Consider the following 11271-nt stretch of genomic DNA (forward strand, 5'->3'; position numbering starts at 1 on the left):
AGGGTAGGGCCTGGTCCTGATGGGGCGATCATACAGCACAGCCCAGGCCTTTGAATCCCTGTTTACGTTGCAACCCACTACCTGCCAGGGATGCCTCAGGAAGAGCAACTGATCTCCAAATGTTTGCCCCAATCCGGTGGCCGTTGGGCATAGGCATCCATACCCGGTTGGGCTTCGAAGGGACGACTTAACACTTGGTGCAACCGGCGCACTTCACTGTAGTCACCGGCTTGCGCGGCCTCGATAGCGTTCTGCGCCAAATAGTTGCGCAGTATGTACAGCGGATTGACGCTGTGCATGCGCTGGGTTCTTTCCTCGCTGGCCTCGGCGGGCTGCCGCTGTAAACGGCTAAGGTACGCCGTGGCCCAAGCGTCAAAGCCAGCCAGGTCTACAAAGTCATCGCGCAAGGTCGCCAGCGCCGCGTCAGGTGCCTGGTCACCCAGGCGTCGGAAAAACAGGGTGTAATCCACAGCGCTGTTCTGCATCAGTTTCAGCAAGCGCTCGACCAGCCCTTGATCGTCCTCCTCCGCGGTGGTCAGGCCCAGCCGCTGACGCATAAGGCCCAGGTATCGCGCTTGGAACAAAGGCAGGAACAGCTCTAGCGCGCCGCGCAACGCCTCTACTTCTATCAGTGGTGTGAGCGCCTGGGCCAAGGCGCTGAGGTTCCAGTGCGCTACCGGCACTTGGTTGCTGTAAGAATAGCGGCCTTGATGGTCGGAGTGATTGCAGATGAATTGGGCGTCAAAATCGTCCAGAAACGCATAAGGCCCAAAGTCAAAGGTCAGCCCTAAAATGGACATGTTGTCCGTGTTCATCACCCCATGGCAGAAGCCGTAGGCCTGCCACTTGGCGATCATTTCGGCCGTACGCTCTACCACCTTCTGGAACATCGCCAGGTAAGGCTGCTCGGCCTGCTGGCACTCAGGAAAATGCTCGCTCAGTACATGATCGGCCAGTTGCTTATGCAGCTCAGGCTTGCGTGTGTAGTAGAAATATTCGAAGTGGCCAAAGCGTATGTGGCTAGGGGACAGGCGCACCAGCATGGCGGCCCGTTCCTGTTGCTCACGCCACACTGGGGTGTCCGAGCCGATTACGCATAGGGCTCGGGTGCTGGCAACGCCCAATGCATGCAGCGCCTCGGACGCCAGGAACTCTCGAATGGAAGAGCGCAGCACCGCGCGCCCATCGCCCATGCGCGACCATGGGGTTTGGCCCGCGCCTTTGAGGTGCAAGTCCCAATGTTCGCCAGCGTCATTGAGTACTTCGCCCAGCAGCACCCCCCGCCCGTCTCCTAGCTGTGGGGTATAGCCGCCGAATTGATGCCCGGAATACACCATGGCCCGCGGTTCGGCCTCGGCCCACAGTTTGTGCCCGCTGAACACCTCGGCGAACAAGGGCGTGTCGGCTTGATCAGGGGCTAGGTCCAGCAATGCCATGACCGATTCGCTGGCCACGACCAGCCGGGGCGCTTCAACCGGTTCGGGCAATACCTCCGTGGAAAAAGCGTCCCCTAGCCGGGCGAAGCGGTTATCGAATTCAAGTTCGTCCAGCGTTTTCATCAGGGGCTCCTGGCAGATAGGCCATAGCAGATGGACCCCCTCAGGTTGGATCGGTTTGATCGGGTTGTTGCTTGGATACCAATAGTTGCTCGAAGCCTTGCGGGTTCTTCAAGTGAACCTCCAGTTGGCGGAAGGAGATATCCACGCCATGCTTCTTGAACTCGGTGTTAATGAAGCGGTTGATTTCATCCAGCGCTGGGTTACGGTCACCCAGGTCCCGCACATGCATGCGCAGTTCGTGATCCAGGCTGCTTTCGCCGAAGGCCAGGAAGTACACCAATGGGGCGGGCTCCTTAAGCACGCGGGGGTTTTCGTCCGCGGCCTTGAGCAGCAACTCGCGCACTACCTCCAAGTCCGAACCGTAGTCCACACCGATTTTCAGCGTGACGCGGGTAATGGTGTCGGTAAGCGACCAGTTGATCAGTTGGCCGGTGATGAAGGTTTTGTTGGGGACGATGATGTCTTTGCGGTCAAAGTCGGTAATGGTAGTGGCGCGGATGCGGATTTTGCTGACCGTACCGGACAGGTTGCCGATGGTGATGGTGTCCCCGATGCGTACCGGCCGCTCGAACAGGATCATAATGCCGGAGATAAAGTTGGCGAAGATCTCCTGCATCCCGAAGCCCAGGCCTACCGAGAGGGCTGCCACCAACCATTGCAGCTTGTCCCAGCTCACGCCTAATGTGGACAAGGTGGTCACAAAGCCGATGCCGGCGATGGTGTACGACAGCAGGGTAGTGGTGGCGTAGGCGCTGCCCTGGGCCAGGTTCAGCTTGGATAGCACGAACACTTCCAGCAGCCCAGGCAGGTTCCCGGCCAGTACGAAGGTAATCCCGATGATCACCAAGGCTCCCAGCAGGTCGCCCAGGCTGATAGGCACCATGCTCATACTGGTACCGGTGCCGCTGGTGTATTCGTAAAGAGTGATGTTGTCCAGGTAGGCAAAAACGCTGATCAAATCAGACCATACCCAATAGAGCGCGCCCAGGAAGCTGCCCAACAGTACCAGGCGAATCAATCGTAGGGATTGCTGGTTCACCTGGTCGATATCCAGCGTAGGTTCTTCGATCAGGGTTTCCGGGTCGCCACCCACGTCCCGGGCGGCTTGGCGCTTGCTCAGGGCGCGGTTATAGGCCAGGCGCCGCGCCGCCACGCTCAGGCCGCGTACAAAAGCGGCCTCAATCACCAGCCAGAACATCATCAGGTACAGCGTGGCGATCAGCCGGTCGGTGAGCTTGAGGGCGGTGTAGTAGTAGCCGAAGCATACCGCAAGGAACAGGCCTACCGGCAGCAGGGTGAACAGCACCGCGATAAGCTTGCGGAACAGCGAAGCGTTCTGGTGGGCGGGGCTAGACAGTAACAAGCGGCTAAGCAGCCAGGCCATGAGGCCAAAACAGGTAAGCACCACCAATATGCCCAGGGTATCTTCCGCCAGGCCTGAGGGTTGCAGTTCGGCCACCGCCACCACGGCCACCAGCGCCATTACCACGATGCCCAGGCGGCGCGCCCACCCTTGAAGGAAGGCGACCTGGGCTTTTTCCCAGCGGAAATGCAGCTGCGCCACGCCACCGGGCGCCAGTATTCGGTAGGCGGTATAGAACATCAGCCAGGCCTGGGCCATTTGCAACAGCGCCGAGCCCAGGCTGAGGTTTTGCCCTCGGGCGTCGATCTGCAAGGCAATGCCGCACACGGCCAGGGCCAAGGCCACGGGCATGGCCAGAAGCACATTGATCAAAATGGCCAATGGTGTGTTCCATTGGCTGTCCCGACGGAAGTGCCCCACGTTGCGGTGAACCTGGCTGAGCTTGCCGTAGAGGTATTTGCGCCGCCACAGTAGGGCGCCTATTACCAACAGCAACGGCAGAAACAGCAGTGGGCGCTGGGCCAGGCCATCGGCCAGCTCGTTAAAGCTCGACGCCCAGGGCAGTGTGGTCACTTGGTGGACCATGCGGCGCGGCAGGTTACCGAGCCATTCGATGTCCAGCGGCCGGTTGCTGGGAATCCAGAACATTTGCTCATCCAGGGTCGAGCGCAACCCTTGGGCGGTATCGAGCAATTGCTTCTGGTTCAGCTGGAGGGTGATGGATTCATTGAGCAATGCACTCAGCTCGCGGTTGAGCCGCTCCAGCAGGTCGGCTCGGGTAACCGCGATGTCCAGCAAAGACTTACGCAACTGCGGGGTGATGTCTTCGGCCGGATGGCCGGCAATCAGGTTGTCGACATAGGTCGCGGGGCTGCTGAGGGCTTCGCGTTGCTGGCTAACCTCGAACTGATAAAGCCGAATGTCGGCGATTTTGTCAGCCAGGTTACGGTCCACCTTCAGTGCGGGCAGGGCCTGCTTCTGGGTGTAGAGGATCTTGGACAGCAGTAGGCTGCCCTTAAGCACGCTGATCTGCTCGTCCAAGGCTTGGTCGGCCTGGGTAAGGGTATCGAGTTGCTGACGGGTGTGCAGGTTGCGCTGAGTCAACTCGTTGAGCTCATCGGTGCTGCGCAGCAGGTAGTCCGATAGCTTTACATTGGTGGTGCTTTCCGTGGCCAGCAGGCTGCTATTGCCGGCTTTTTGCGCCTCCAGGGACTGTTGGGTCACGGTTTGCTGAGACTGGGCCAGGCGCTTTTGGTTGATCAGCGACTGAAGGTCTTGCACTTCCTGGGCGAGGCGACCGATTTTCTCCATCAACAGGTCGTGCCGGCTATTGCCCAAGTCTTGCAGCAGGCTGTTGCCGGCGAGCTCCTGACGGCGGAGTGCGATCACGGCATTGAGCGACGCTTGCTCGGCCAGGTACTGGTTGCGCAGGTCGGCGCTGATTGGCTTGCCGCTTTCCTTGCCGGCCTTGAGTTGGGCGTTGATCTGCTGGATGCGCGATTGCGCATCGGCGATCTCGGTTTGCGCCCGCTCGGGGCGGGTTTGCGCGGCGATGGTCAGGGTGTTGGCCTCGCCCAAGGCTTTTTGCAGCTCGCTCTGTTGGGTGCCGCGGTCGGCTAGCAGCTGTTCCAGCTGCGGTACGCTCTGGCTGGCATAGCGTTGCGCCACCGGCAGAGTGCGGCTGGCTTTGAGCCGGTCAAGCTCGTGCTGATTGTCAGCGGTTTGCTTGGGGGCTTCGGTGATCTGCTGTTTGACGGACGCCAGTTGCTGCTCGTGATCGGCTTTGGTTCCTAGAAACGTTAGGGTTTGCTCAAGCACCTGGGTCAGGGCTTTTTGATCAGCCTCCGCAAGCTTGCGGTCAGCGATGTGGTCCAGGCTTTGCTGGACGGACTCCAGGGTAGGAGCGTCGGCGGCGAGGGCGGGGGCCGTGAACAGCCCCAACATCAAGGTGCACAGCAGGGCGCGCAAAATAGACATGGCGTAAGGCAGGTCGATTGACTAAACGCAGTATTTTACGGGCTTACGCGGCCTCTGTGTCAGGGATATATTTCTCGATGCCAAGCGGGCCTGTTGCACAGGCCCGCATAAGGATGTTCCACGCCGTTACAGGAACATTCCGAGGCCGGGTTTGGCGCCTTCGGGGAAACGAACGCCGACCTTGGCCACGCGTTTTGCATCCATGGCTGCTACCGTCCAGAGCGTGCTGTTCCATTCCACCTGATCGCCCACGACTGGCGCGCCCCCTACCTTGTGGCTGATAAACAAGCCCAGCGTGGTCTGTGGGTTTTCGCCTTCGAGTTGCAAACCGTAGAGGGCCGCCACCGCGCCCAGTTCGGCATCGCCCTCAAGCACGAAGTCACCGAAAAAGCGCAGGTCCAAGCCGCGTTCGGGGGCTTGGCTGAACAGCTTGCCCAAGGCCGGCAAGTCGTGTTCATGGCCAATCACACAGAGAATGTCGCCGACGTCCAGCACCGTACTACCGGACGGGTGGAGCAGTTCCTCATTGCGAAACAGTGCCGCGATACGCGTGCCTTCAGGCATCTTGAGTTCGCGCAAGGTAGCCCCGATACACCACTTTTCTACACCCAGGCGGTAGACGAACAGCTCCCATTCGCTGGTGTGGTGCACTTCCAGCGCCGAACGTGAGATTGGCGCTGGGTCTGGTGGTACCGTTACTTTCAGCCAGCGAGCCACCCAGGGCAGGCTGGTGCCTTGCACCAATAGCGATACCAATACGATAAAGAAGGCAAGGTTGAAGTACAGCTGCGCATGGGGCAGGCCTGCCATCAAGGGGAAGACCGCCAGGATGATGGGCACCGCGCCGCGCAGCCCTACCCAACTGATGAACACTTTTTCGCGACCATGGAAGGCTTTGAAGGGGATAAGGCCCACGGCCACGGACAGCGGCCGAGCGAACAGGATCATCCACAAGGCCAGGGCCAATGCCGGCAACGCGATGGGCAGCAGTTCATGGGGAGTAACCAGTAGCCCCAGTACCAGGAACATGCCGATCTGCGCCAGCCAGGCCATGCCATCGAGCATGTGTAGGATGTTGTGACGACTACGGATTGGCCGGTTGCCCATTACCAGGCCACACAGGTATACCGCCAGGAAGCCGCTACCGTGCAGCGCGTTGGTTAGGGCGAAGATCGCCAGGCCGCCGCTGATCACCAACAATGGATACAAGCCATGGGCCAGGTTGATGCGATTGACCAGATACAGCATCAGCCAGCCACCACCGAGCCCCAACAAGCCGCCAATACCAAATTCCTGACCTAAGTGCAGCAGTAGATTGAAGTGGAAGCCGGTTTCGCCACTGGCAATCATGTCAATCAGGGTGACGGTCAGAAATACCGCCATGGGGTCGTTGCTGCCCGACTCGATCTCCAGGCTGGCGCTGACCCGTTCGTTCAGGCCCTTGCCGCCGAGCAGCGAGAATACCGCGGCGGCATCGGTAGAACCAACAATGGCGCCGATCAGCAGGCCTTGCATCAGGTTAAGGTCAAATAGCCAGGCCGCCGCCATGCCGGTGAGGCCTGTGGTGATGAGTACCCCCACGGTCGCCAGCGACAGTGCGGGCCAGAGGGCTACCCGAAAGCTGGCCACCCGTGTGCGCAGGCCACCGTCGAGCAGAATCACTGCCAAGGCCAAGTTACCTACCAGGTAGGCCGTGGGGTAATTGTCAAAAATCAAGCCTGCGCCATCTACGCCTGCCACCATCCCCACGGCAAGGATGATCACCAGAATGGGAATCCCCAATCGGGATGACAGCGAGCTCACAAGAATACTGGCACCGACCAGCAACGCGCCGATGAGAAACAGGCTGTTGATGGTTGAGGCATCCAAAGGCAGTACTCCATTTAAAATCGAAAGAGGGCACGTGCAGAGAACGTGCCAACCGATTCTAACCTGTGAGTTCGGGCTTATGTCAAAGCGCGCCACTGATAAAGCCGCGCCCAGTGGTGTTTTGCTATAGAGAAATGTATAGACCTGCGCGGTAGCAGCAGGCCTTGGCCGCGACCGGGTTCAACCCGGTGGTGCGGCCGGTCGCCAGCAACAGCCAGGCTTGTCCACGACGAGCCTGGCGCGGTGGCCAATTCGCTGGCTGGCGCCAGCTCCCACAGAGGGAGTGGTGCCTGTAGCAGCAGGACCGGGGCGGGTGCCCGGGGCCATTGTATTAACCGATGGTCATCAGGCTGGCGTTGCCACCGGCGGCGGCGGTGTTCACGCTTACCGCACGCTCAATGACCAGCCGCTCCAGGGCAATGTTGGTTTCCCCTTGAGACAGGCCCTGTACGCCAACGATAGCGCCACCGCGTGCCGCGATCACTTCACATACACCACGCAGTTGGTCGGAATCACCATGGTGGAGCACGGCATCGAAGGCGGCCTCGTCCCGCTTCCAGTCAGCAATCACTTGCACGCGGGCTTGCACGTCCCGAGGCAAGCGCGCCAGCAGAGCGCGAGCAGGCTCACCCTCGACCCAGACCGCACGGCTGCCCACGGCCAATACCGCGGCCAATTGAGTTAAGAGATCGGCTTCGTTATCCGCCAGGCAAAGCACATGCTCCCGAGGCAGGATCACATAGCTGTTGCGCTCGCCCGTGGGGCCCGGCAGCAGCCGTGATACACCGCTCTGGGACTGGCTTGCGAACTGTTCGCACAGTTCCACCAAGGCTGGCTGCTGGCTGCTCTGGGCCCAGGCCTTCAGGGCGTGCAGCGGCTTGAGCAACGCATCATGCACCCGTGCGTCTGGCGTACTGATGTCACTGCGCGCGAAGGTGCGGCTTACCGCGTCCGTTGGGCGCGTGGACAGCAAACGGTACAGGTACAGCGGGCCGCCTGCTTTCGGGCCCGTACCGGACAGGCCTTCGCCGCCGAAGGGTTGCACGCCCACCACCGCGCCAACGATATTGCGGTTCACGTAAATGTTGCCTGCACTGACCTTTTCGGTGACCTTGGCGATGGTTTCGTCGATTCGGGTATGCACGCCCAGGGTAAGGCCGTAACCAGAAGCGTTGATCTGGTCGATCAGGGTATCGAGTTCCCTGCGCTTGTAGCGCACCACGTGCAGCACCGGGCCGAAAATTTCACGCTTGAGTTCATCGAAGCTTTCCAGCTCGATCAGCGTTGGCATCACAAAGGTGCCACGGCGGCATTCAGCGGTATCGGCTATCGCTACCTGGTAAACCGTGCGGCCTTTCTCACGCATCCCCTGGATGTGTTGCTCAATGCCTGCCTTGGCTTCGGCATCGATTACCGGGCCGATGTCCACGGACAGCCGCTCTGGGTTGCCCAGGCGGGCTTGAGCCATCGCGCCTTTGAGCATTTCGATCACACGGTCGGCGCTGTCTTCTTGCAGGCACAGCACCCGCAAGGCGGAGCAGCGCTGGCCGGCGCTATCGAAGGCAGAGGACACCACGTCGATCACGACCTGCTCGGTGAGGGCCGAGGAGTCTACGATCATTGCATTCTGGCCGCCGGTTTCGGCGATCAGCGGAATCGGCCGCCCTTGGGCGTCCAGCCGACCCGCGACGTTGCGTTGCAGTAGCCGGGCAACCTCGGTAGAGCCGGTGAACATCACGCCTTTGACGCGCTCGTCACCCACCAGGCCCGCGCCCACGGTTTCACCACGCCCAGGCAGCAGTTGCACCACGCCTTCGGGAATGCCTGCTTCCAGCAGCAGGCGAACCGCTTGGGCGGCGACCAACGGCGTTTGCTCGGCGGGTTTGGCCAGCACAGGGTTGCCCGCGGCCAAGGCAGCGGCCACCTGGCCGGTGAAGATGGCCAAGGGGAAGTTCCAAGGGCTGATACACACCACCGGGCCCAACGGGCGGTGATCATCGTTGTTGAGGTCGTGACGGGCCTGTACTGCGTAGTAGCGCAGGAAATCCACCGCCTCGCGTACTTCCGCGATGGCATTGGTAAAGGTTTTACCGGCTTCGCGTACCAGCAAGCCCATCAGGGGCTGGATCTGCGCTTCCATCAGGTCGGCGGCGCGTTCGAGCACGGCGGCACGCTCGGCCGGGGGCGTGGCCTGCCAGATGGGGCCGTTGATCAAGGCGCATTGGATCGCGGCATCTACGTCAGCCACGTCGGCCTCTTGCACATGGCCCACGATGTCGCGGTGGTCGGAGGGGTTAAGTACCGGTTGCGCCGTGCCAGGGGCAGCCTCGCAACCCATGATCGGCCCTGCTCTCCAGTCAGCGTGGGCAGTGGCCAGCAGGGCACTGCTCAGGGAGGCCAGGCGGTGTTCGTTGGCCAGGTCGATCCCCGCGGAGTTGCTGCGTTCGCTCCCGTACAGGTCGCGAGGCAGCGCAATGCGCGGGTGTGGCAAACCGAAGGCACCTTCCTGGGCACCCAGGCGCTCGATGGTAGCCACAGGGTCGGCTACCAACTCCTGGATGGAAATGCTGTGGTCGGCAATGCGGTTGACGAACGAGGTGTTCGCGCCGTTTTCCAACAAGCGCCGTACCAGGTAGGCCAGCAGGGTTTCATGGGTGCCTACGGGGGCGTATACCCGGCAAGGGCGGTTCAGTTTGCCGTCGGCGATTTTCCCGACCACTTGTTCATACAGCGGCTCGCCCATCCCATGCAGGCACTGGAACTCGTACTGACCCGGGTAGTAGTTCTGCCCGGCGATCTGGTAGATGGCCGCCAACGTGTGGGCGTTGTGGGTGGCGAACTGCGGGTAGATGGCTTCTGGCACCGACAGCAGCTTGCGCGCGCACGCCACATAGGACACATCCGTATACACCTTGCGGGTATACACCGGGTAGCCTTCCAGGCCTTCCATTTGAGCGCGCTTGATTTCGCTGTCCCAATAGGCACCCTTCACCAGGCGGATCATCAACCGATGACGGCTGCGACGGGCCAGGTCGATCACATAGTCGATTACGTACGGGCAGCGCTTCTGGTAAGCCTGGATCACGAAGCCGATACCGTTCCAGCCCGCCAGTTGCGGTTCGAAACACAGACGTTCGAGCAGGTCCAGCGACAGCTCCAGGCGGTCAGCTTCTTCGGCATCGATGTTCAAGCCGATATCGTATTGCTTGGCTAGCAGGGTCAGGGACAGCAGGCGTGGGTAGAGTTCGTCCATCACCCGCTCGTATTGCGCGCGGCTGTAACGGGGGTGCAGGGCGGACAGCTTGATGGAAATGCCTGGCCCTTCGTAGATCCCGCGACCGTGGGAGGCTTTGCCGATCGATTGGATGGCCTGCTCGTAGGAGGCCAGGTATTTCTGGGCATCGTGCTCGGTCAGCGCGGCTTCACCAAGCATGTCGTAGGAATAACGGAAGCCTTTGCTTTCGAACTTGCTGGCATTGGCCAGGGCTTCGGCGATGGTTTCGCCAGTAACGAATTGCTCGCCCATCAGGCGCATGGCCATGTCCACGCCCTTGCGGATCATGGGCTCGCCGCTCTTGCCGATGATCCGGCTCAAGGATGACGTAAGGCCGGCCTCGTTATGGGTAGACACCAGCCGGCCCGTGAGCAACAGCCCCCAGGTGGCGGCGTTGACGAACAACGATGGGCTGTTGCCCAGATGCGGTTGCCAGTTACCGTTGCTGATCTTGTCGCGAATAAGAGCGTCGCGGGTGCCTTTGTCCGGGATGCGCAGCAGTGCTTCGGCCAGGCACATCAAGGCCACGCCTTCTTGAGACGACAGCGAGAACTCTTGCAGCAAGCCCTGTACCAGGCCAGCGCGGCCGGTAGCGTTCTTCTGGTTGCGCAGTTTCTCGGCGATACCAGCAGCCAGTTTATTGGCCGCCTCTGCCATGGGCACGGGCAAGCGCGCCTGCTCAAGCAGCATGGGCACCATTTCTTGCTCCGGGCGACGATAGGCGCCAGTGATCGCGGCGCGCAGCACCGACTGCGGCAGGATGCTTTCGGCAAATTCCAGGAAGCACTGGTGGGCAGGGTCGGCTTGCACTTCGCCCGCTTCTTCCACGCCGGCCGTGCTGGCGCTGGCCAGTTCGGTCAGGGAAGCGCCACCCTCGAGTTTCTCCAGGTAATTGAAGATCGCCTGCTTGATCAGCCAGTGGGGAGTGCGGTCGATGGACTGCGCCGCTGTCTTCAAGCGCTCGCGGGTCGGGTCGTCGAGTTTGACCCCAAGGGTGGTCGTCGCCATGTTTTTGTCCTCATCGATGCCACTGTAGCGTGGCTTGGGTGGGGCAAGATTATCCGGGCGATCTGTAGGGTGCAACCCGGTGCAACCCAAATAATTGAACTATTTTCTAGGCGGTCACGACGCTCATCGGAGCCAACAGAATCTGGCGGCTGGGCAAGGCCTGAGGAAGGTGCCGAAATGTTTGTAGGACTATTCCGAAAGTGCCTTAGGCGCCTTGAAAG

Annotated in this window: 4 protein-coding genes; all 4 read right to left on the minus strand. The window is 60.8% G+C overall.

The window, feature by feature from the left end:
- Positions 1-95: 95 nt before the first annotated feature.
- A complete protein-coding gene (gene selO, locus ACWKV4_RS03465) occupies positions 96-1559 on the minus strand; it encodes a protein adenylyltransferase SelO (RefSeq protein WP_483831087.1) in 1464 nt (487 codons plus the stop codon).
- Between the two features lie 40 nt (positions 1560-1599).
- A complete protein-coding gene (gene mscK / locus ACWKV4_RS03470) occupies positions 1600-4899 on the minus strand; it encodes a mechanosensitive channel MscK (protein WP_483831086.1) in 3300 nt (1099 codons plus the stop codon).
- A 126-nt stretch (positions 4900-5025) separates the two neighbouring features.
- Positions 5026-6768 (minus strand): potassium/proton antiporter, encoded by a 1743-nt coding sequence (locus ACWKV4_RS03475; protein WP_483831085.1) that lies wholly within the window; start codon positions 6766-6768, stop codon positions 5026-5028.
- 331 nt (positions 6769-7099) lie between these two features.
- Entirely contained in the window at positions 7100-11050 is a 3951-nt protein-coding gene (gene putA / locus ACWKV4_RS03480; protein ID WP_483831084.1) for a trifunctional transcriptional regulator/proline dehydrogenase/L-glutamate gamma-semialdehyde dehydrogenase, read from the minus strand.
- Between the last annotated feature and the right edge of the window lie 221 nt (positions 11051-11271).

This window comes from Pseudomonas artemisiae (assembly GCF_057128685.1).

Coding starts and splice junctions, on each gene's coding strand:
- selO (WP_483831087.1), bottom strand. CDS start 1,559: ATGAAAACGCTGGACGAACTTGAATTCGATAACCGCTTCGCCCGGCTA.
- mscK (WP_483831086.1), bottom strand. CDS start 4,899: ATGTCTATTTTGCGCGCCCTGCTGTGCACCTTGATGTTGGGGCTGTTC.
- putA (WP_483831084.1), bottom strand. CDS start 11,050: ATGGCGACGACCACCCTTGGGGTCAAACTCGACGACCCGACCCGCGAG.